Source organism: Haloarcula sp. MBLA0163 (assembly GCF_055632435.1).
Genome location: NZ_CM145745.1, coordinates 199,862 through 219,645, shown reverse-complemented (window position 1 = coordinate 219,645; position 19,784 = coordinate 199,862). Strand labels below are relative to the sequence as shown.

The following is a 19,784-nucleotide window of genomic DNA, read 5'->3' as shown; positions in this document are numbered from 1 at the left end:
GTCCGCTCTAACGCTAGTGTGAACCTTCTGAACTGAATGCCGTACTTATGCCCCGTGGGCCGGTCGGAATAGCCTGCGTGGTTTATATGCGAGAGAGCGATACTGGCATCTCACGGCGGGTAGTACTGAAACGGGGAACGATAGCGGCTGGCGTGCTGGGCCTCGGCGGCCTCGCCGGGCCGGCTGCCGCAGACAGTACCGTCTCCGGCGGGGGTGGGGCGCTCCAGAACGCCATCGATGCGGCCAGCGACGGCGACACACTCACGGTGACCGATTCGGCGACCTACGACCCAGTCGTCGTCGACGTTGCGGTGACTATCGAGGCGGACGACGACCCGACTATCGAGGGCGATGGCGGAACAGGGGCGGCCATCAGCATAGACTCCGACAGCGTGACGCTGGATGGCCTCACTGTCACGAACCCCGATGGCTTGCTCGGCGTGAAAGTCGAGCGTGACGTCGACGACGCGACCATCGTGAACAACACCATCGAGGACGTCGGTCCGACCGGCCGATTCGGCGTGACCGGTATCGTCGTCGGGCAGGGCGACCACAACAGCATCGAGATAACGAACAACACGATTCAGAACCTCGACCAGGAAACGACGGACGGCTCGGGATTCCCGACGGTCAACGGCATCCTCTTCGATGCGGACAACAGCGATCCCGGCACCGTCACTGACACGACGGTGAACAACAACACCATCGAGGGCCTCGAGAGCGACATCGCACCGCTGGGCATCGTCACCCAGCATAATACGGATGGCGTCGACATCAACAACAACGAAATACGTGACCTCGTCGCGGCCGACGACACCGATAGCGACCCGTCCGACGACGTAGACTTCGGCTTCACGTTCGCGCAGGGGATAAATATCGGAATCAACGATAATGATACTGGCGAATCCCTCAGCACAACCGAAGACACGACTATCGTCGGCAACGTCATCGAGGATATCACGAGCGAAGAGACGATACTCCCCGAAGCCGTCAAAATCGACGGTGACGGGAGCGGAATCACGTTCCGTGCGAACCAGTTCCTCGTCGCCGTGGGCCTGAACAACCGGAACGGGACCGAGGGACCGGATGATGTTCCGACAATCGACGCGAAGAACAACTGGTGGGGCAGTCCCGACGGCCCAGAAGAAGCCGAGTTCAATAAAGACGCGGACGACGACGACCGGAGCGACGTCGTCGGCAACGTCGAGTACGAACCCTTCCTCCGGCGACCGCCGGGGAACGGAAACAGATAGATGAACGACGTGCTGGGCCGGTAAAGACGAAAGAAACCGGCCGCCGCCAGTCTGCTTCGCGGCCGTTGGTCGACCGGCCATGCGATTCGCCGTCGGGGACGAACCGTTCGCGACACCCGAGTTCCTGAAGGAATAGCAGGGGCGTCGAACGCCTCCCAGGCGGCCGTTAAGATGGCGCTAACTCGTGTAGAACTGTCTGAACGTAATGTTGCACTTATGACCCGCTGGTCAGTCGGGGCAACCGTGGGTTATCTGCGAGAGACAGACGACGCCGTCTCGCGGCGGGCGGTACTGAAACGTGGAGCGATAGCGGCCGGCGTGCTGGGCCTCGGTAGCCTCGCCGGGCCGGCGGCCGCGGCTAGTACGGTCGCCGGTGGTGGCGACGCGCTCCAGAGCGCCATCGACGCGGCCAGCGACGGCGACGCGCTCACCGTAACCGATTCGGCGACCTACGACCCAGTCACCGTCGACGTCGCGGTGACCATCGAGGCGGACGCCGACCCAACGATAGCGGGCGGCGGGACGAACACGGCCGTCAGTGTCGCGGCCGACGGCGTGACGCTGGACGGCGTCACTGTCACGAACTCCGGCGGTCGACGGGGCGTGAGAGTCGGTCGTGGCGTCGACGACGCGACCATCGTGAACACCACCGTCGAGGACGTGGGCCCGACTGGTCGGCGGGACGTCGCCGGTATCGTCGTGGGCCAGGGCGACCACGCCGGCATCGAGATAGCGAACAACACGGTTCGGAACCTCGAACAGACGACGACAGCGAGGGCGGGCTTCCCGACGGCCAGCGGCATCCGCTTCGCTGCCGACACCGACGGCCCCGGCACCGTCACAGACGCCGTGGTACGCAGCAACACCGTCGAAGCCATCGAGAGCGACCTCGGGGCGCTGGGTATCGTCGTGCAGCCCAGCACCGCGACCGTCAGCGTCGCGGACAACGCGATTCGCGACCTCGTCGCAGCAAGCGACACCGGCGCCGGTCCGTCAGACGGCCAGGGTTTCGGCTTCACGTTCGCACAGGGCATCAGTGTCGGACTCTCCGCCAATATCAGTGGCCAGCCCCTCAGCACGACCGAAGACACGACTATCGCCGGCAACGTCGTCGAGGCGATCACGAGCGCGGAGGGGATACTCCCAGAGGCCGTGACAGTCGACGGCGACGGGGGCGGACTCACGTGCCGGGAGAACCAGTTCCTCGTCGCCGTCGGCCTCAACAACCGGAACGGGACCGATGGCGGGCGGAGGGACCCGTCCGAGGACCCCGAAATCGATGCGAGGGACAACTGGTGGGGGAGTGCCGACGGCCCAGAACGAGCCGCGTACAATCAGGCCGCGGACGACGACGGCCGGAGCGACGTCGTCGGCAACGTCGAATTCGAGCCCTTTCTCCGGGAACCGCCGACCAACGATAGTGAGCGGGGTAACGACATCCCGGGCCGCTAAAACTGAGCGGGCACACGATTACCGGTCGTCGGGAATACTGGGTACGGGCCAACGAGACGGATGACCGGCGAGGCCGACGCACCCGTGACCGACGGCGCGGTCAGTCGCCGAGGCTGTCGGTCGGAGACGCCCGCAACCGCTCGACGTTCTCCTCGACGGAGTCCAGCGCCGCCGGAATCCGCTCGGTCGCGGCCACGAGGTCCTCCTCCTGACTGTACCGGACCAGTCCACACTCCTCGAGGACCGGTACGTGCGTGTGGTAGAGCTGAAAGTACGTATCGCGGAGCCGTTCGCCCGAGAGATTCGCGACGTCCGCGTCCTGCTGGCGCTCGAGGACCAGTTCCGCGAGGTCGGGGAGCGTCAGCTGCCGGTGGTGTTCGAGACACGCGAGCGCCAGTCGGCGCTCTTCTGCGGCGAGGGCCCGGTAGACGCGGTCCAAATCGGCCATCGTCGGTCGGGAACACGCTCGCGACTGTCAATCTTACGAATGGTCGCCGTCGGTCGGACCCGACCGCAACGACTTTGCTCGCGCCCGCGGACCGACCAGCCATGCGATTCGGCGTCGACGAGGCCGGAAAGGGGCCCGTACTGGGGTCGATGTTCGCCGCCGCGGTCCGGGCCGACCCGGCGGCGCTCCCCGAGGACGTGGGCGACTCGAAGGGTATCCCGCCGGCCCGTCGCGAGCAACTGGACGAGGCGATACGCGACGTCGCCGACGCCGTCGCCGTCGCCGAGATTCCGGTCGAGCGCATCGACGACCCGGAGACGGACATGAACACGCTGACCGTCGCGGCCCACGGTGAGGCACTCGCGGGCGTCGCGACCGATGGCCTCGCCGGCACTGTCGACGCGGGCGACACCGACGCCGAGCGGTTCGGCCGGCGAGTCGCGGACCGCGTCGACGCGACCGTGACCGTCGACGCCGAGCACGGCGCCGACGAGACGGACCCGCTGGTGGGTGCAGCCTCTATCGTTGCGAAAGTGGCCCGCGACGCACACGTGGCGTCGCTCTCGGAGACGTACGGCGACGTCGGGTCGGGCTATCCGAGCGACCCGACGACACGGGAGTTCCTCTCGGAGTACGTCAGTGAGTACGGAAAACTGCCCGACTGCGCGCGAGCGTCGTGGTCGACCTGCGAGGACGTCCTCGCGGCGGCCGAACAGGCGACGCTCGGCGAGTTCTGACAGCCGAAAACCCCGCGAACGCGGTTTGGACCTGGACGGGAGATGTTTTCAACAGCCCCTGCGGCCCGTCCAGCACTCGTGTCAGCGTTTAGCCGGGCTTCCACCGGCATTGCCCTTGCGGGCTTTAGCTGGGCTTGCACCAGCCTTTGCCGACGTGCTGGGTTCCCGAGCGCCACTTACGTGACGTCCGGTACTTGGCCTTCCTACCGACCCTGCCGGCCGGGCCGGCGATGGGCTGTGGCGGTTCTCCTTCGGAGCGTTAACCTCGGAATCCTGTTACGGACTGCTTGGTTGTTGCCCCCAACGCATCCCGTTCCGTCCGGAACGGACAGTCTGAGATACGTCGTCCAGTGTGTCCCCGCGTTTCAACGGGAAGTGAATATAGGGCGCGAGAGGCAATAAGTCAATCTAAATGAATTTGTCACGTAGTACCAAGGAATATCTCGGCGCCGGTGTGAAACGAGGTCGGCCGGCGTCGGGAACGACGAGAACGGCGGCAGACGGCGGTTTCAGTCCTCGTCCAGCACGAGGTTCCGGAGGATGTCACCGTAGGCCGGCCGGGTGACGAGGACACCGATGAGGACGCCGACGATGGTGATGATGGCGAACCCGGAGAGGTCCCCCAGCGAGAGCACCATCAGCGGGCTCATGGCGACGATAGTCGTCGCCGCGGCAGCCCCGATGACCCAGAACGCCTTGCGGAAGCGGCTCTGGAACACCCGGCCCGTCTCGACTTTCCCCTGCTGGAGTATCTCGTCGGCGATGATGATGAGGTCGTCCACCCCCGTCCCGATGACGGCGATGAACCCCGCGAGGTGCGAGAGATTGAGCGGGTACTGGACCAGCGCGACGAACCCGAGGAGGATGAACACCTCCGAGAGCGCCGTCACGATCATCGGGAAGGCCACCTCCGGCCGGCCGTAGCGGCCGTAGACGACCATGCTGACGGCGACGACGGCGAGCAGGCCGGTGACCAGCGAGTTCTGCTGGAACTGCTCGGCCAGCGCCGGCGAGAGGGAGAGCTGGTCGGAGTTCTCGAAGTCGAGCGGCGCGGGCAGGCGGCCGGCCTTCAGGTTCAGTTCGATCTCGCGGGCCATCTCCATGCTGTCGGCCGGGAGGACGAAGATGGGGTCGTCCTTGAACGTGTTCTCGCGGAACGACTCCGCGAGGCCGGGTGCGACACCGCGGGCGTAGAACGGTTCGCCGTTGAGCGTCGCCACCAGACAGCGGCCCTCGGTCTGCTGGATGTCGCTGTGGTTGTAGTTGCGACAGCTCCGTGCCTGCCCGAAGCCGGCGTCGACCATCTCGCTGCTGAACCGCTCGGCGGCGCTCTGCTCGACGGTGACCCGGGCGACCGGGCCGCGCGACTGCGTGTTGTCCGAGGCCACGCCGGCGAACTCGTCCTGTGAGAGGACCTGTTCGCGGACGTAGGTCCCGTTGTTCGACGGGTAGACGGCGTACATCCGGACGACACCCCGCTCTTCGAGGATGTCGACGAGCGCCTCGGGTTCGCGGTCCGGCGCGGTGATGCTGATGAAGCTCCGGGAGCTGCCGGGCGCACTGACTTCCTGTACCCGGCCGCCGCTGAGCGCGGAGGTCCGGATCTTGTCGGTGACGCTCTCGACCATCTCCTCGCGGGTAGCCTGTGTCACGCCGGGCCGTATCGTCGAGGGGTTGTACCCCTCGGCTTCGAGTGCACCTCGGAGTTCCTGATTCGTGACGTTGCGCGTGAACACTTCGACGGTGCCGTTCTCGCCTCGCTGGCCCGCCCGTACCTCGACGTCGATGGGGTCGATACCGAGTTCGTTCGAGACGCGCTGTGCGAGCGCGGCCGTCTGGTTGGGCGCCACGTCGATACCTTCGGCCGTCGTGCCGACGATGGGCGCGCGGATGCGGGTCCCGCCGGAGAGCTGGATGCCGTACTGGAGGTTGCTCACCTTCGAGGCGTCGCCCGCTCCGTCCTCGGGCGTCGTGCCCGGCGGCGTACCGGGGACGAACAGCGCGACGGCACTGCCCAGCAGGAGGACGACCAGCAGGGCGATGCGCCAGTTCTCGCGGAGCGTGCTCATCGGTTGACCCCCTCGTACTTGTACCAGCGAAGCAGCGTGACGTTGAGCATGTAGGTGTTCATCAGGTCGGCGGTCAGCCCCAGCACCAGCACGATGCCGATGGAGGCCATCAACTCGATACCGAACAGCGTCGCGGTGACGGCCATGACGGCCATGGCGGCGATAGAGGTCAGCGTCATCGTCACACCGGTCCGCATCGCCCGGTAGGTGGACTCGTAGAACCCGCCCGAACGACGGAGGACGTGGTTGTTCAGCAGGATGTCAGAGTCCACAGAGTACCCGATGAGCATCAGGAGTGCGGCGACGGTGCCCAGCGAGAGCTTGATGCCCACGAGGTTCATGATGGCGACGGGGATGACGATGTCCGAGAACGCCGAGATGACGATGGCGATGCTCGGCACGAAGGTGCGGAAGAGGGCGAAGGCGAGCAGACTCATCCCGAGGAAGGCGACCCCGACGCCGACAACGGCCAGGCGCTGGTTCTCGGCGCCAAAGAGCGGCGAGGTGGTGCCGCTACGGAGCCGCTCCATCCCCTCGGTGTCGTCGACCGTCTGGCGGATGGCGTCGATGTTCGACGAATCGAACGTGACGATGTACTGGTTGCTCTGTCCCTGGACGCCCTGCACGGAGACGACCGGCTCGTCGAACGACTGGCGTATCTCCTGCTGTGAGAGCGTCGTCTCGACCGTGACCTCCGACCCGCCCTTGAAGTCGACACCGAGCGTGACCGGCGACCCGGTCATGGCCCACCAGCCCGCGAGGACGATGAGCGCCACCAGCAGTACCGCCAGCGGAACCGCCACCAGTTGGCGGTTGGAGTACTGGGTGTAATCGACTTCCGGGACCTCGAACTCGACCATGGGCGAGAGTGTGGCACGACTTTGAATAAGCCTTCCCAATCTAGGAAGGGTGCGAACGCCGTTCGCGGCCGGTGGGAGCGGGCGACCGGACCAGTGGCATTTGAAAAGCGTGAGCGTGTGTCTCGACACACGACTGCGGAGACAGCGACGGCCGAAGCAGCCCTCAGTCGGGCAAGTAGCGGACACTGACGACGCCCGCGGCGGTGCGGACCTCCACCCGGTCGACGCCGAGGCGGGCCGCCCGCGAGAGGGTGGCCTCGTCCTCGACGACCTCGGTGGCCGCCTCGTCGGTGTCCTCGTCGGGCACGGTCAGGACGTGGATTTCGCCCTCACCGGCCCGTTCGCGGGTCGTCAGGTCGCCCACGGGCTGGTCGGCCGCGATGTCCTTGACCTGTGTCGTCGGTTCGAAGTCGACACGTTCGACGGGGATGGTGCGCTCGGCGTCCAGTTCGACGACGGTGTAGGTCACCTCCATCGGCGGTTCCGCCTCGACGGTGGCGTCGACGACGGTCCCGGCGTCAAGCCCCGGGTTCTCCGACAGCGTCAGTACCTGCGAGTCGGCGACGTCGCGCAGTGTCGCCGACTCGTCGTCGGCGTGCGTGACGAGGAAGGTCCCCTCTTTCGTGGTCATGGACGGGGGTACGCTGTCGGCGTCCTTCCGGGTTTCGACCCGCGCTCACCGCAGCAGTCTGTGGACGAGGTACATCACGCCGACGGCAAGTATTGGCGGCACGAGGCCCGCTATCTGGGGCAGATCGTACAGCGCCGCGACGACGCCGCTCCCGGTCGGTTCCTGCAACTGTGGCGGGACCGAGACGACGAGGCCGACGTACAGCGACGCGACGAACAGCAGCGCCGAGAGTGCCAGCCCGCGGTCGTAGGTCACCGACGACGCCGAGCGGCGGTGTCTGCGGGCGACGAGCAACACCGGCGCCAGCAGGGGCGCGACGACGAGCAGGCCGACGAACAGGAAGAAGGACCGGGAGAAGGTGAACGTCCCGCCGCGGACGGTGCTGGTCTGGGCCAGTATCGAGATCAGACCGAAGACGAACACGAGGCCGATGGCCAGCGTCAGGAGGAGCGCCAGCACGACGTACCCCTTGAACAGCCACGACTCGCTCGTGCGGACGGCGTAGAGGAAGGCGCCGGGAAGCCCATTGTACGTCTGCTGGGCCTCCTCGCCGCGGTCGACGGTCGTCGCGTCTGTCATCGTCGCCCCTTGGGAGACTGGGCGGTTAAACGCCCCGTTCGACGGCGGCCCCGGGACATATGTACGAGGCCGGCGACCGCTCACGTATGCACGTAGACATCGGTGCCGCACTCGGTACCGTCGCCGACCCCGGCGTGGACGAGGCCGCGCTCGACGCCCTCGACGAACGGGTCGCCGCGGCCCACGAGACCATCGCCGAGGGCCGCGAGGCCGACGAGTTCGGCTACGCCGCGCTGAACCTGCCAGACCGCACAGACCCCGAGACGATTCGCGAGGCGGTCGAACCCGTCGCCGGCGCCGAGTACGTCGTCACCGTCGGCATCGGTGGCTCCGCGCTGGGCGCGAAGACGATTACGGCCGCGCTGGCCGACAACCCCGACCGACACGTCATCCTCGACAACGTCGACCCGGAACACGTCGAGCGGACGCTCGCGGACCTGCCGCTCGAGGACACCGCCATCAGCGTCGTCTCGAAGTCCGGCACCACCGCCGAGACGCTGGCGAACTTCCTCGTCGTCCGCGAGGCCTACGAGGCCCGCGGGGTGGACTGGACCGAGCGGACCGTCGCCACGACCGGCGAGTCCGGGCCGCTCCGGGAACTCGCCGATGAGGAGGACCTGCCGACGCTCCCCTTGCCCGATGGCGTGCCCGGCCGGTTCGCCGCGCTGTCGACGGTCGGACTGGTGCCGGCCGCAATCATGGACCTCGACATCGAGAGCCTCCTCGCGGGGGCCGGCGACGTGGCCGACGACCTCGGGCCGTCGCTGTACGACACGCCGGCCTACGCCTACGGCGCCGTCGCCTACGCACTCGAAGAGCGAGGGGCCAGCGTCAACGCCGTCATGCCCTACGCCGAACGGCTGGAGTACTTCGCCGAGTGGTTCGCCCAGCTGTGGGCCGAGAGCCTCGGGAAGGAGGGCCGCGGCCAGACCCCGGCGCGGGCGCTCGGCGCGACCGACCAGCACTCCCAGCTCCAGCTGTACCGGGCCGGCCCGCGGGACAAGATGGTCACGGTCGTCCGCCCGCGCGAGCGGGCCGACGTGCCCGTGCCGGACCCGGGCCACGAGTCGCTCGAGTATCTCGCCGGCGCCGACCTCGGCGAACTGCTGGACGCCGAGTACGACGCCACGGTCGCCAGCCTCTCGGCTGCCGGTCGCCCGGCCGTCGAACTCGAACTCGACCGCCTCGACGCCGTCAATCTGGGCGAACTGCTGTACGCGATGGAGGCCGCCTGCGTCCTCGTTGGCGAGCTCGCCGACGTGGAGACGTTTACGCAACCGGCCGTCGAGTGGGGCAAGCGTGCCGCTCGCGGGCTGCTGGCCGGCGAGGACACCGAGGAGACGCGGACGGTCGCCGACCGGCCGCACTACCGCATCGAGTAGAGCGCCAGGGGCGGCGTGAACGGCGTCCGCGACACCGTTTTGTGTCGTCGGGGAGACGGCACGGTATGGTCATCTCGGACGAGCCCGTCTGGGGCGACGCCCTCGACGACGTCGTACAGGAGTACGCGGACGCCGTCGTGTACGCGGACATGGCTCAGGAGACGGTGCTGCACGAAGGGGCCCTGCGCGTCCTGGCCAACGGCTGGGTGAAACTGCCGACCGGCCGCCTCCTCTCGCCGAACGCCGTCCACCACATCGACGACCGGACGGGGTAGCGGGGCCCTCACGGTCGACGCACCCAATCGGTGGGGTCTTGTGGACCCGACGACTACCGTCTACCAACGCTCGCCATGGCACTCACTCCCCCGTACGTCTCGGTGGCCGACGGCCGCACAGTCGCGGTGAACGGCGTCCGAGCGCTGGCCGTCGTCGCCGCGGCGTTCCTCCTCGCGGGGGTTCTCGGACAGGTCGGCGCGGCGCTGTTCGGCGTCGCACTCCCGTTGGACGCCACCGGGACGCCGGCGGCCCTCTACGCGGCCGTCAACGCCGTCTCGTTCGTCGGGTTCGTCGTCGCCGCGCTGGGTTTCGTCGGGCTTCGGGACGAGCGGTCGCTCCTGCACGTCCGGTCGCCGTCGCTCGGAGACGCCGGGTGGGCGCTCGTCGGCGTCGCCGGCATCTTCGTCGGCGCGATACTGATGGGCGTCGTCGTCGAGGTCCTCAGTACCGTCGTCGAGACAGTGTTCGGGACCAGCGTCGAGTCCGGCCAGAACAGCGTCATCGAGGCGGGCCAGCAGAACCCGCCGCTGTTCCTCTACATGATTCCCGTCGCGCTGTTCCTGGTCGGGCCGGGCGAAGAGCTCGTCTTCCGCGGCGTCGTGCAGGGGCTGTTCCGCCGGTCGTTCGGCGTCGTTCCGGGAATCGTTCTGGCCAGTCTGCTCTTCGGCCTCGGTCACGCCTTCGCCATCAGTTCCGGGAGCGCGTGGACCTACATCCTCACCGCCGGCGCGCTGGGGCTGGTGCTCGGGACGATATACGAGTACACGGAGAGCATCGCCGTCCCGGCGCTGGCCCACGGGCTCTGGAACGCGGGGCTGTTCGTCCTGAACTACTACCTCGCGACGACCGGGACGTCGCTCCCGGTGTAGGGTCAGACGGCCGTACTCGCCGTGTGACGGTTGTCTGACGGGTATTTATGCGCTCGCCCGGTAGACGTAGTGACATGTCATCCCGGTTCACGGTCGTGTGCGACGACGGCCAAGCCCGGGCGATTCAGGTGCTGGCCCGCCGCTACGGCATCACCGAAGAGGAAGTCCTCAAGCAGCTCATCGACCTCGGTCTGGAAGACGTCGAGGAGTCGACGGCGTGACTGCTCAGGCCGGGTTCTTCCGGGAGAGCGAGCTCCCGCAGACGGGGCAGCGGTCGTGGTTCTCGTCGAACTCCCGCCCACAGCCGGCACACTGGAACAGCCAGTCGCGCTGTTCGGAGATGCCGTCGCGGGCGATGACCTCGACGGCGACATCGAGTTTCTCGGCGACGTTCTGCATCGCGTAGTCGTCGGTGACCAGTCTGGCGTCGAGTTCGAAGGCGGCGGCGACGAGGCGGATGTCCGTCTCCGAGAGCTCCGCGAGGTCGCCCGTCTCGCGGGCGGCGCGTTCGATGCGCTCGACGGTGTCCTGTTCGGGGATGTGGAGGTGCATGCCCGACCCCTCGAGGGCGTCGAAGCGGAAGGCGGCCTCTCCCTCGAGCTCCTCCTGGACGAGCGGAATCGTCGCTATCTGCTCGTCAGTGTGATACTCGTTGATGAACGCCGACGAATCGAGAACGTACATCTACCGTTGGACGATCATGTGGTCTTTGACTGCCTTCACGCGGTCGACTGGGACCATCAGGCGACCCTGGTCGCTGTACTCGAAGTCGGTGTTGCGGAGCGACTCCGCGGGGTCGATGACGAGGTGTTTCAGCGACCCCGACGAGAGGTCCATCGTGATGTTGTAGAGGCTACCCAGTTCCGCCCCATCGCTGCCCATGACGTCTTTCCCCGAGAGGTTCTCGGCGAGTATCTCGGCCATACGCCTCCTTCTGAGCGAAATACCATAAACGCCACGGGCCGTCAGACGACGGAGTAGTGTTTTACGACCGGCGGCCACAGTAGGCACATGACCGAGAGTAGACGCCGGTTCCTCGCAGCGCTGGCCACCGGCCTCACGGGTTCGCTGGCCGGGTGTGGGGGCGACGGCGGTGGCGAGACGCCCAAGCAGACGGCGACGGAGACGACCACGGCCACGGACACCCCGACGCCGTCGCCGACGGACACACCGACACCGACAGCGACGGCGACGCCGACCGACTCACCGACGGCCACAGAGACGGCGACGCCGACCGATGCGGCCCAGCGGGTGCTCGTCGGGCCCGGGGATTTCGTCTTCGACCCGGAGACGTTCTCCGTCCCGGTCGGGAGCACCGTCCGCTGGGAGTGGCGGAGCAGCAACCACAACGTCAAACCGGCGTCGACGCCGAGCGAAAGCGACTGGACCGGGACACCCGGCGACGCCGGCCGGACCTTCGAGACGGGACACACCTACACCCACACGTTCGAGGTGGCGGGGGAGTACGAATACTACTGTGCGCCACACCGCAGCGTCGGCATGACCGGGTCGTTCACCGTCACCGAGTGAGCGCGGCTCACGGCCCGTGCGCCCGATGACGACGAACTTAACTACTGTCACCGACTCGTTCCGATAACTTCTGGGGCCATCTATGTCTGACACGGACGCCACCACAGAGACGGACCACACCCTTCGAACACCCATCGTCGCGGTGCTGGGCCACGTCGACCACGGGAAGACCAGCCTGCTGGACCGCATCCGCGGGTCCGCCGTCACCGCCGGGGAATCGGGCGCTATCACGCAGCACATCGGCGCCACGGCCGTGCCGCTTGACGTCATCTCGGAGATAGCCGGGGAACTCGTCGACCCGACGGACTTCGACCTGCCGGGCCTGCTGTTCATCGACACGCCCGGCCACCACTCGTTCTCGACGCTCCGCTCGCGGGGCGGGGCGCTGGCCGACATCGCCATCCTCGTCGTCGACGTCAACGACGGCTTCCAGCCACAGACGCTCGAAGCGATAGACATCCTCAAACGGACCCAGACGCCGTTCATCGTCGCCGCGAACAAGATAGACACCGTGCCGGGCTGGAACCCCAACGAGAACATGCCCGTGCAGGCGACGATGGACGCCCAGTCCGAGCGGGTCACCTCCGACCTGAACCAGAAGCTGTACGAGATCATCGGCGAGCTCTCGGACAACGGCTTCTCCGCCGATATGTACTGGCGCGTACAGGACTTCCAGGCCAACATCGGCGTCGTCCCCGTCTCCGCCGAGACGGGCGAGGGCGTCCCGGACCTCCTGACGGTGATGATGGGCCTCTCCCAGCGCTACATGAAAGAGGAGATGGAGATAGACACCGCCGGCCCCGGCGTCGGGACCGTCCTCGAGGTCAAGGACACGCAGGGCTTCGGGACGACGCTGGACGCCATCGTCTACGACGGTACCATCCGCGCGGACGACACCATCGTCGTCGGTGGCCTGCAGGGTCCCATCGTCACCGACGTCCGCGCGCTTCTGCGCCCGCGCCCGCTCGAGGAGATTCGGACCGAGGCGCAGTTCGAACAGGTCGACGAGGTCACGGCCGCCGACGGCGTGAAGATAGCCGCCCCGGAGTTGGACGACGCCATGGCCGGCGCGCCGATTCGCGTCGTCCGGAACCGCGAGCAGAGCGAGGTCATCGCCGAGGTCGAGGAGGAACTCGCCGAGATCGAGGTGACCACCCAGGAGGAAGGCGTCGTCGTCAAGGCCGACACGCTCGGCTCGCTGGAGGCCATCTCGAGCACGCTCGCCGAGGAGGAGATACCCATCATGCGCGCCGAGGTCGGCGCCGTCGCGCCCCGGGACGTCCGGGTCGCCGAGACGGCCAACGAACCGACCCACCGGGCCATCCTCGCCTTCTCGGTCGAGGTGCTTGACGACGCTCGTGCCCTCGCCGAGCAGGAGGACGTCGAACTGTTCGAGGACGACGTCATCTACCAGCTCGTCGAGCGCTACGACGACCACGTCACCTCCATCGAGGAGGCCCAGCAGGAGCAGATCCTCGAGAACATCACGCGCCCCGCGAAGTTCCGCATCCTGCAGGACCACACTTTCCGCCAGTCCGACCCCGCCGTCGTCGGCGTCGAGATACTCTCCGGCGAACTCCGGCGGAACGTCAACGTCGTCAAGTGGGAGGGCGGCGAACCGACGCGGGTCGGACGCCTCAAGACCATCCAGGACGAGGGCGAGGACGTCGACTCGGCCCGCACCGGCGAGCGCATGGCCGTCTCCATCGACGGCCCCACCGTCGGCCGGCAGGTCGAGGAGGGCGACGACCTCTGGGTGGAGATCCCCGAGAAACACGCGAAGATCCTCGAACAGGAGCTGAAAGAGGACATCTCCGTCGACGAGCGCGAGGCGCTGTCGATGTACCTCGAGAAACACCGCAATCGGGACCCCTTCTGGGGCAAGTAGTGTAGCACCGACCGCGGTGAGGTCCCACGAAACGGCGTGCGAAGCCTCGAACTCCTCGAACTAGCCTGGCGTGACGAACAGCCACACCGGAGCGGCGACCGCAGTAATAATATTTAATTAGCTGGCGCGTGTCCGAACAGGCACGATGCTCGGTGCCGCCCACACCCTCTCCACGGCCGACCTCGTCCTCGCGAGTATCGCGCTCTCGATGCTGGTGGCCGCCGCTGGCGCCGTCGTCACCTCGCTCAGCGTCGTCGCCGCGCTCGCGGCCGGGTCGCTGCCGGCCAGCGGGACCATCGGCTACGCGCTGTTCTACAACCCGCCGGAAGCGACGACGGCGGTCTAGAAGTTACTGCGCTGTCGGCGTCGTCTCGTCGCCCATCACCTGCTTGACCTGCAGGGCCGCCGAGGCGGCGATGCCCTGAGCGAGGTCGTCGCGCTCGGCGTCGGTGATGGTCGCACTCTCGGGGTCTTCGGGCGTGTAGTCGGCGCTGACGACCGACCCGACCGGCGGCTGGACGGCGATGGTCGCCCGGGGCCCCGACTGGCCGTCGCTGATCTCGGACCCGACGACGTACTCCCCCGGCAGTAGTTCCCGCGTCCGAGCGGCGACGCCGGCGAGGTCCTCGCGCAGCGTCTGGCGTTGCTCCGGCGTGAGCGTCACTTTCTCCGTGTCGCCACCGAGCGGCGAATTCCCATACATGGACGTTCTGCTCCACTTAGGCGGTAGGGTACTAAAAACCCCGTGACTAGTCAGATACGGCCGGCAGCGCGGCGTTCAGACGACCGGGTGGCTCTCGCCGTAGGTCGCCAGCACGACGGCGCTGGCGTACGTCTCCTCGGGGGCGACGGACTCGACGTGGACCGACTCCTCGACGAAGTCCCAGTCCCGGAGGTCGCGCCCGGCGGCGAGCCCCTCGCGGATCTCGGTCCGGACGGCGTCGGGGTCGGTCCCGTCGACCTCGTAGAAAATGCCCGGGCCGCCCTCGCTGCGGGCCCACCCGACGCCGGCCGCGGCCCGTTCGCCCGGCGCGGCCGTCGCCGCCGACTGGACGACCTCCAGCGCCTCGCCCGGCGGTCCGAGGTCGGGCGCCGTCTCGACCACCTCGACGGCCGGTCCCTCGGGGATGACCGACGACAGCGTCACGAGGTTGTAGTTGTGGACGCCCGCCTCGGCCAGCGCCGCGTCGTACGACGACAGCGCGGTCGGCCCGGTGGCGGCCCCCCACACCACCCGAATCGTGCTCATGTGTCCGCTTCGACGACGCGACCGGTAAGGCGTTTCGTTTCCACGCACGGACACCCACAGAACTGCGGGCGTGCGACACGACTCCGCACGTCTTTCGAGCCCCTTACCGTCGGTAGGCCGGTTTCGGCGCCGCGAAAGTACCGTCTAATTCTGGACAATGCGGCGATAACAATGGCCGGTCCAGCCCTCGCCCCCGGCAATGCAAGTGACGTATCTGGAATCGGCGGCGGTGTTGGTCGAGACGGACGACGTGGCCGTGCTGTGTGACCCGTGGCTCGTCGACGGCGCGTACTACGGGTCGTGGGCCCACTACCCGGCCCCGGAGTTCGAGCCTGAGGACTTCAATCACGTCGACTACATCTACGTCTCCCACGTCCATCCGGACCACTTCCACCCGGAGACGCTGGAGCGGATGGACACGGACATCCCGGTGCTCATCCACGACTACCGCTGGGACTACCTCAAGGAGGCCGTCGAGGACCTCGGGTTCGAGGCGATAGAGCTCCCGCACGACGAGCGGACCCACCTCGGCGGCGACACCCACATCAACGTCCTCGCGGCCGACGGCTGTGACCCCGAGCGCTGTGGCAACTTCTTCGGGTGTACGTGGTACGACACGGAGGCCGACCAGACCGGGTCGACGCAGGTGGACTCGATGGCGGTCATCGACGACGGCGAGGAGACGCTCGTCAACACGAACGACTGCCCGTACCCCATCGCAGAGCCCAGTTGCGAGAAGATCAAGACGGACTACGGCGAGGTCGACATGCTGTGTCACCAGTACAGCGCCGCGCAGTTCTACCCGCAGGCGGTGACGAACTACGACCACGAGGAGAAGGTCGCCGAGCGCGACCGGGTCATCCAGGAGAAACACGAACTCGCGCTGAACTTCATCGAGCTGTTCGAACCGACCTACTACATGCCCTTCGCGGGCGAGTACGTCCTCGCGGGTGATCTCGCACACCTCAACGAGTACACCGCCAACCCGCCGCGGAAGGACGCGAAGGCCTTCTTCGAGGCCAACACCGACGACGCCCACGAGTGCGTCTTCCTCAACTCCGGCGAGCACATCGACGTGACGACGGGCGAGCGGTCGGCCCCGTTCGAGCCGGTCGACCCCGAGGCGAAACAGCGGTATATCGAGGAAGAACTGGCCCCACGCGAGTTCGACTACGAGTCGGACCCGATGCCGACCCTCGACGAGTTCCGGGCGTACGTCCCGCTGGCCTACGAGAACATGGAGGGCAAGCGCGCCCGCATCGGCTACGAGACGGATACGACGGTGCTGATTCCGCTGGTCGACGGCGTCTGTCTCGAACTGTCGATGGACGGCAGCGGGTTCGACTACACGCGGGACCTCGACACCGACGACTACGACGACGGGTGGGTGAAGATGGACGTCGCCCCGCGACTGCTCAAGCGCCTGTTCGAGGGGCCACACAGCGCCTACTGGGCCGACGCCAAGATCGGCTCGCACATCGGCATCAGCAAGGAACCGGACATCTACGAGCGAGGTCTGTACAACACGCTCGGGGAGTTCCACGCCGACGGCGCCGACGTGCAGGCCACCGCGAGCCACGACGCCACCGCCGAGTCGGACTAAGAACGCTCGCAGCCGCGATGCGTCAAGCTATCTCCACTGCCGACCACCAGACGGCCTCGCTGGACCGTCCCCTGATGAGCGGCTAACATGGGAGGTCTCGGAAGTGGCGGCACTGGGGAGAAGTCGGGCTGTCAGTTGGGAACTAGTTTGTAGAGGTGCCCCGGCCGGTCGGCGTCGCCGTCGACCGCCCGTTCCGTGTAGTAGATGGCGTCCTCGGTGACCAGCGGCGCGCTCGTGACGTGCCCGCGGTTGTCGACGGCCCACGTCACGTCGCCGGTCTCCCGCTCGAGCGCGTACAGCGCCGACGTGTACGACCCCACGAGGACGTTGTCGGGCGTAGCGACGGCGCTCCCGATGAGCCACCCGTCGGTGTCGAAGCGCCACCGCTCCTCGCCGCTGTCGAGGTCGATCGCGTAGAGGTTGTCGTCGTGACTCCCGACGTAGACGGTGCCCGAATCGACGGCCGGCGCACACATCAGGTCGGCGTCGGCCTCGAACTCCCACTCGACGGAGCCATCGGCAACGTTCAGCGCGGTGACCGTGCCGGCCCACGACGGGACGACGGCGAGCCCGTCGGCGACGGCGATGGGCGCCTTCACGTCGCCGCCGGTGTCGTGGGTCCAAGCGCGTTCGAGGTCGGGGAACGACCACGCGTAGACGTGGCCGTCGTTCGACCCGAACAGCAGGCGACCGTCGTCCCGGGAGAGCGCCACCGTCGAGTGTGGGTGGTTCGTCGGCCACGAGTCGCGCCACTGCACGCTGCCGGTGGCGGCGTCGACGGCCGCGACGCTCCCGCTGGGGGCCGCGTGTTCGACGGCGACGTACAGCACGCCGTTGTAGTAGGTCGGACTCGCGCCGATGGCGTCGCCGAGGTCGGTCCGCCAGCGCCGCTTCCCGGTCGTTAGGTCGAGTGCCGACAGCGCGCCGTCGTAGGCGCCGACGTACGCGGTCTCGTTGGCGATGGCCGCGGTGCCGTGGCTCCCGCGACCCGCCTGCGTGATGGTCGTCGCCCACTTCACCTCGCCGTCGGTGGAGATAGCTCGCACCCGGCCGGTGTCGTCGGCGACGACGAGGTCACCCGTCGGCGCCAACACGGGACTCCCCTTCGCCGCGGTGTGGTCGCCGCGGTTGGTGGGGAGTTCCCACGCTTTCTCGACGCTCGTCGGAATCGCTCGGTCGGTGTACCCCCGATTCAGGAGCCCCTGCCGGAACTGCGTCGCCGCGAACTCGTCCGACGACGTCGACGCCAGCGGGTCGAACCCGGACTGGCAGCCGGCCAGCGACCCGGCGACGGCGGTGCCGAGGCCGGCGAGGAACGCCCGACGTGTGTGGCCGCGTTCGTGCACGCGACCCGCTACCGGGCGGGGTGGCTTAAATCGCGCGGCGTCGCGTCGCTCAAACTGCGGTTGACCGTCCAGAAAGCGTTTACTACGAGGGGACGACTCCGGGACCATGCGACGACGTGCCCTCCTCACCTCGCTCGCTGCCGCCGGAGCCGGGCTCGCGGGCTGTTCGTTCGGCGACGGCGGGGGCGACCCGACACACACGGCGGTCGACCCGCCGGAGACAGACGCGACCGAGCACTCACAGCCACAGCGGGACACCGGGACTGACCGGCGGACCGGTGACCCGCCACGGCCGGAAGAGCCATCTCACGTGGTCGATCTGGAGACCGGACCGCGGACCTATGCGCTCTCGCCGTACATCCGCGCGGACGACGGCGGACGGGTGGCCCTGTGGTTCGACCGCACCGCGACGGCCGACCACCCGGCCCGGCTCCGGGGGTGGCTCAGGAACGGGAACGACTTCGAGAACACGTTCCGGGTGCAGCGGATTCCTGCCATCGGCGGGGTCCACGCCCGCCAACCGCGTGGCTACGACCACGAGGCCAGCCTCCACCTCGCGCCGACCGAGAACAACGACCTCGCGGCGACGGTCCCGGACGTCGTCCGCGACGAGACGGGTTACTGGCGGGTCGAAGACGTCGGCCCGTGGATGACCGATACCCGTCGGCTGGTCCCCGGTGAATGGGTCCAACTGGAGTACGAGGTGGTCGGGTCGCCGGGCATGCCCGGGCGACCGACCGGCACCTACGAGTTCAGTGAGGGGGCGGCGCTGACCGTCTGGGACACGACACGCCCCGGCCCGGCAGCCGAGTCGCGCTTCGCCGGGCGGTCGCTCCCCGCGTTCCCTGGCGACGGCGACGTCCAGTGGTACCACGAGGCCGACGCCGAGACGGTCGCGTTCGTCCGCCCCTCGGCCGAGCGTGTCGAACTCGACGGCCTCGTCGAGTTCGAGGTGGTCAACCACAGCCACGAGCGCCTCCAGTGTGGCCACTGGAACCTCTACAAGCTCGTCGACGGCGAGTGGTTCCACGTCGGGCCGTGGCTACACACCTCCGACTGCCGGCTCCTGTCGCCGGGCAGTCAGGAGCAGTGGCCGCTCCGAGCGTTCAACGGCGAGGGAGTGCCGACCGGGCAGGACTGTCACGGTGGCCTCACGCGCGGGTACCTCGGCGGCGGCGAGTACGCCGCCGTCGCCGACTACGGCCACCCCGAACCTGAGAGCGGCGCGCTGGTCGAACTCGTCGGCGAACCCGCGACGGTCGTGCCCACGGCGGACGTGACCAGCGAGCGCGACGGGACGACGGTCACGGTGACGAGCGAGCGGTACGCCGACGACGACCACCCGCCCGACGCGACGTTCACGCTCCGGTACGCCGAGACCGGCGGCGAGCGCGTCATCGCCGAGCAGGTGATGCGACCCAACCGGTTCGGGGGCGACGGACGCGGCCTCAGGAACGCCCTCCCCTTCCTCTCGGCCGACGTCGACCGGGTGGTGGTCCGCACGGACGCCCACGTCGTCGACAGCGTGGTCGGCGACGAGCGTGACACGCGTCGGTACACGTTCCGCGGACGGGACTACGTCGTCTCGCGTGGTGCCAGCGACCGATGAAAA

General features: G+C 67.8%; 22 protein-coding genes. 12 read left to right on the top strand and 10 right to left on the bottom strand.

What is annotated here, in order from left to right; all coding sequences use genetic code 11:
• The first annotated feature begins 47 nt into the window (after positions 1–47).
• The gene (locus ACV7GQ_RS01145; RefSeq protein ID WP_470311729.1) at positions 48–1,253 is read left to right on the top strand and encodes a right-handed parallel beta-helix repeat-containing protein; all 1,206 of its coding nucleotides are present in this window, start codon (positions 48–50) and stop codon (positions 1,251–1,253) included.
• A 243-nt stretch (positions 1,254–1,496) separates the two neighbouring features.
• The gene (locus tag ACV7GQ_RS01140) at positions 1,497–2,705 is read left to right on the top strand and encodes a right-handed parallel beta-helix repeat-containing protein (RefSeq protein ID WP_470311728.1); all 1,209 of its coding nucleotides are present in this window, start codon (positions 1,497–1,499) and stop codon (positions 2,703–2,705) included.
• Positions 2,706–2,805: 100 nt separating this feature from the next.
• On the opposite strand, the gene ACV7GQ_RS01135 is transcribed toward ACV7GQ_RS01140, so the two are convergent.
• Positions 2,806–3,153, bottom strand: a complete 348-nt coding sequence (locus ACV7GQ_RS01135; protein ID WP_470311727.1) for a DUF7344 domain-containing protein — start codon at positions 3,151–3,153, stop codon at positions 2,806–2,808.
• A gap of 101 nt (positions 3,154–3,254) precedes the next feature.
• On the opposite strand from ACV7GQ_RS01135, the gene rnhB reads away from it, so the two are divergent.
• Positions 3,255–3,890 carry a ribonuclease HII gene (gene rnhB, locus ACV7GQ_RS01130; protein ID WP_470311726.1) on the top strand — a complete coding sequence of 212 codons (636 nt, stop codon included), beginning with the start codon at positions 3,255–3,257 and terminating at the stop codon, positions 3,888–3,890.
• 509 nt (positions 3,891–4,399) lie between these two features.
• Here rnhB and ACV7GQ_RS01125 read toward each other — a convergent pair.
• The 4 genes from ACV7GQ_RS01125 to ACV7GQ_RS01110 all read right to left on the bottom strand — a co-directional run bounded on the left by ACV7GQ_RS01125 (position 4,400) and on the right by ACV7GQ_RS01110 (position 8,029).
• On the bottom strand, positions 4,400–5,959 hold the full coding sequence (locus ACV7GQ_RS01125) for a preprotein translocase subunit SecD (protein WP_470311725.1): 1,560 nt from the start codon (positions 5,957–5,959) through the stop codon (positions 4,400–4,402).
• A complete protein-coding gene (secF, locus tag ACV7GQ_RS01120) occupies positions 5,956–6,819 on the bottom strand; it encodes a protein translocase subunit SecF (protein ID WP_220619017.1) in 864 nt (287 codons plus the stop codon). Before secF ends, ACV7GQ_RS01125 begins: the two co-directional genes overlap by 4 nt.
• A gap of 163 nt (positions 6,820–6,982) precedes the next feature.
• Positions 6,983–7,450 carry a DUF5812 family protein gene (locus tag ACV7GQ_RS01115; protein WP_470311724.1) on the bottom strand — a complete coding sequence of 156 codons (468 nt, stop codon included), beginning with the start codon at positions 7,448–7,450 and terminating at the stop codon, positions 6,983–6,985.
• Between the two features lie 45 nt (positions 7,451–7,495).
• Positions 7,496–8,029, bottom strand: coding sequence for a DUF8056 family protein (locus ACV7GQ_RS01110; RefSeq protein WP_470311723.1), 534 nt, complete (start codon positions 8,027–8,029; stop codon positions 7,496–7,498).
• Positions 8,030–8,115: 86 nt separating this feature from the next.
• On the opposite strand from ACV7GQ_RS01110, the gene ACV7GQ_RS01105 reads away from it, so the two are divergent.
• The 4 genes from ACV7GQ_RS01105 (at position 8,116) to ACV7GQ_RS01090 (ending at position 10,777) form a co-directional block, all read left to right on the top strand.
• Positions 8,116–9,411 carry a glucose-6-phosphate isomerase gene (locus tag ACV7GQ_RS01105; RefSeq protein ID WP_470311722.1) on the top strand — a complete coding sequence of 432 codons (1,296 nt, stop codon included), beginning with the start codon at positions 8,116–8,118 and terminating at the stop codon, positions 9,409–9,411.
• 65 nt (positions 9,412–9,476) lie between these two features.
• Positions 9,477–9,686 (top strand): hypothetical protein, encoded by a 210-nt coding sequence (locus ACV7GQ_RS01100; RefSeq protein ID WP_470311721.1) that lies wholly within the window; start codon positions 9,477–9,479, stop codon positions 9,684–9,686.
• A 75-nt stretch (positions 9,687–9,761) separates the two neighbouring features.
• On the top strand, positions 9,762–10,556 hold the full coding sequence (locus ACV7GQ_RS01095; RefSeq protein ID WP_470311720.1) for a lysostaphin resistance A-like protein: 795 nt from the start codon (positions 9,762–9,764) through the stop codon (positions 10,554–10,556).
• A gap of 74 nt (positions 10,557–10,630) precedes the next feature.
• Positions 10,631–10,777 (top strand): CopG family transcriptional regulator, encoded by a 147-nt coding sequence (locus ACV7GQ_RS01090; protein ID WP_470311719.1) that lies wholly within the window; start codon positions 10,631–10,633, stop codon positions 10,775–10,777.
• 4 nt (positions 10,778–10,781) lie between these two features.
• Here ACV7GQ_RS01090 and ACV7GQ_RS01085 read toward each other — a convergent pair whose 3' ends face one another.
• Positions 10,782–11,240 carry an NOB1 family endonuclease gene (locus tag ACV7GQ_RS01085; RefSeq protein ID WP_470311718.1) on the bottom strand — a complete coding sequence of 153 codons (459 nt, stop codon included), beginning with the start codon at positions 11,238–11,240 and terminating at the stop codon, positions 10,782–10,784.
• The gene (locus ACV7GQ_RS01080; protein WP_470311717.1) at positions 11,241–11,480 is read right to left on the bottom strand and encodes a PRC-barrel domain-containing protein; all 240 of its coding nucleotides are present in this window, start codon (positions 11,478–11,480) and stop codon (positions 11,241–11,243) included.
• Positions 11,481–11,567: 87 nt separating this feature from the next.
• Between ACV7GQ_RS01080 and ACV7GQ_RS01075 the strand changes: the two genes are divergently transcribed.
• The 3 genes from ACV7GQ_RS01075 (at position 11,568) to ACV7GQ_RS01065 (ending at position 14,320) form a co-directional block, all read left to right on the top strand.
• Positions 11,568–12,086 (top strand): plastocyanin/azurin family copper-binding protein, encoded by a 519-nt coding sequence (locus ACV7GQ_RS01075; protein WP_470311716.1) that lies wholly within the window; start codon positions 11,568–11,570, stop codon positions 12,084–12,086.
• A gap of 82 nt (positions 12,087–12,168) precedes the next feature.
• Positions 12,169–13,974, top strand: a complete 1,806-nt coding sequence (gene infB / locus ACV7GQ_RS01070; protein WP_470311715.1) for a translation initiation factor IF-2 — start codon at positions 12,169–12,171, stop codon at positions 13,972–13,974.
• A gap of 145 nt (positions 13,975–14,119) precedes the next feature.
• Complete coding sequence (locus tag ACV7GQ_RS01065; RefSeq protein WP_470311714.1) at positions 14,120–14,320, top strand: DUF8015 family protein; 201 nt, start codon at positions 14,120–14,122, stop codon at positions 14,318–14,320.
• Between the two features lie 3 nt (positions 14,321–14,323).
• On the opposite strand, the gene ACV7GQ_RS01060 is transcribed toward ACV7GQ_RS01065, so the two are convergent.
• Together ACV7GQ_RS01060 and ACV7GQ_RS01055 are read right to left on the bottom strand one after the other, a co-directional pair.
• Positions 14,324–14,677 carry a DUF5811 family protein gene (locus tag ACV7GQ_RS01060; protein WP_470311713.1) on the bottom strand — a complete coding sequence of 118 codons (354 nt, stop codon included), beginning with the start codon at positions 14,675–14,677 and terminating at the stop codon, positions 14,324–14,326.
• Between the two features lie 75 nt (positions 14,678–14,752).
• Positions 14,753–15,223, bottom strand: coding sequence for a pyruvoyl-dependent arginine decarboxylase (locus ACV7GQ_RS01055; RefSeq protein WP_470311712.1), 471 nt, complete (start codon positions 15,221–15,223; stop codon positions 14,753–14,755).
• Positions 15,224–15,422: 199 nt separating this feature from the next.
• On the opposite strand from ACV7GQ_RS01055, the gene ACV7GQ_RS01050 reads away from it, so the two are divergent.
• Positions 15,423–16,826 (top strand): MBL fold metallo-hydrolase, encoded by a 1,404-nt coding sequence (locus ACV7GQ_RS01050; protein WP_470311711.1) that lies wholly within the window; start codon positions 15,423–15,425, stop codon positions 16,824–16,826.
• Positions 16,827–16,957: 131 nt separating this feature from the next.
• Here ACV7GQ_RS01050 and ACV7GQ_RS01045 read toward each other — a convergent pair whose 3' ends face one another.
• Positions 16,958–18,172, bottom strand: a complete 1,215-nt coding sequence (locus ACV7GQ_RS01045; protein ID WP_470311710.1) for an outer membrane protein assembly factor BamB family protein — start codon at positions 18,170–18,172, stop codon at positions 16,958–16,960.
• 106 nt (positions 18,173–18,278) lie between these two features.
• On the opposite strand from ACV7GQ_RS01045, the gene ACV7GQ_RS01040 reads away from it, so the two are divergent.
• Complete coding sequence (locus ACV7GQ_RS01040; RefSeq protein ID WP_470311709.1) at positions 18,279–19,781, top strand: hypothetical protein; 1,503 nt, start codon at positions 18,279–18,281, stop codon at positions 19,779–19,781.
• Positions 19,782–19,784 lie beyond the last annotated feature (3 nt).

Bases quoted from the DNA above. Each gene is read 5' to 3' on its own strand.
- ACV7GQ_RS01145 (WP_470311729.1), top strand. From the start codon at position 48: ATGCCCCGTGGGCCGGTCGGAATAGCCTGCGTGGTTTATATGCGAGAG.
- ACV7GQ_RS01135 (WP_470311727.1), bottom strand. From the start codon at position 3,153: ATGGCCGATTTGGACCGCGTCTACCGGGCCCTCGCCGCAGAAGAGCGC.
- rnhB (WP_470311726.1), top strand. From the start codon at position 3,255: ATGCGATTCGGCGTCGACGAGGCCGGAAAGGGGCCCGTACTGGGGTCG.
- ACV7GQ_RS01125 (WP_470311725.1), bottom strand. From the start codon at position 5,959: ATGAGCACGCTCCGCGAGAACTGGCGCATCGCCCTGCTGGTCGTCCTC.
- secF (WP_220619017.1), bottom strand. From the start codon at position 6,819: ATGGTCGAGTTCGAGGTCCCGGAAGTCGATTACACCCAGTACTCCAAC.
- ACV7GQ_RS01115 (WP_470311724.1), bottom strand. From the start codon at position 7,450: ATGACCACGAAAGAGGGGACCTTCCTCGTCACGCACGCCGACGACGAG.
- ACV7GQ_RS01110 (WP_470311723.1), bottom strand. From the start codon at position 8,029: ATGACAGACGCGACGACCGTCGACCGCGGCGAGGAGGCCCAGCAGACG.
- ACV7GQ_RS01105 (WP_470311722.1), top strand. From the start codon at position 8,116: ATGCACGTAGACATCGGTGCCGCACTCGGTACCGTCGCCGACCCCGGC.
- ACV7GQ_RS01100 (WP_470311721.1), top strand. From the start codon at position 9,477: ATGGTCATCTCGGACGAGCCCGTCTGGGGCGACGCCCTCGACGACGTC.
- ACV7GQ_RS01095 (WP_470311720.1), top strand. From the start codon at position 9,762: ATGGCACTCACTCCCCCGTACGTCTCGGTGGCCGACGGCCGCACAGTC.
- ACV7GQ_RS01090 (WP_470311719.1), top strand. From the start codon at position 10,631: ATGTCATCCCGGTTCACGGTCGTGTGCGACGACGGCCAAGCCCGGGCG.
- ACV7GQ_RS01085 (WP_470311718.1), bottom strand. From the start codon at position 11,240: ATGTACGTTCTCGATTCGTCGGCGTTCATCAACGAGTATCACACTGAC.
- ACV7GQ_RS01080 (WP_470311717.1), bottom strand. From the start codon at position 11,480: ATGGCCGAGATACTCGCCGAGAACCTCTCGGGGAAAGACGTCATGGGC.
- ACV7GQ_RS01075 (WP_470311716.1), top strand. From the start codon at position 11,568: ATGACCGAGAGTAGACGCCGGTTCCTCGCAGCGCTGGCCACCGGCCTC.
- infB (WP_470311715.1), top strand. From the start codon at position 12,169: ATGTCTGACACGGACGCCACCACAGAGACGGACCACACCCTTCGAACA.
- ACV7GQ_RS01065 (WP_470311714.1), top strand. From the start codon at position 14,120: ATGCTCGGTGCCGCCCACACCCTCTCCACGGCCGACCTCGTCCTCGCG.
- ACV7GQ_RS01060 (WP_470311713.1), bottom strand. From the start codon at position 14,677: ATGTATGGGAATTCGCCGCTCGGTGGCGACACGGAGAAAGTGACGCTC.
- ACV7GQ_RS01055 (WP_470311712.1), bottom strand. From the start codon at position 15,223: ATGAGCACGATTCGGGTGGTGTGGGGGGCCGCCACCGGGCCGACCGCG.
- ACV7GQ_RS01050 (WP_470311711.1), top strand. From the start codon at position 15,423: ATGCAAGTGACGTATCTGGAATCGGCGGCGGTGTTGGTCGAGACGGAC.
- ACV7GQ_RS01040 (WP_470311709.1), top strand. From the start codon at position 18,279: ATGCGACGACGTGCCCTCCTCACCTCGCTCGCTGCCGCCGGAGCCGGG.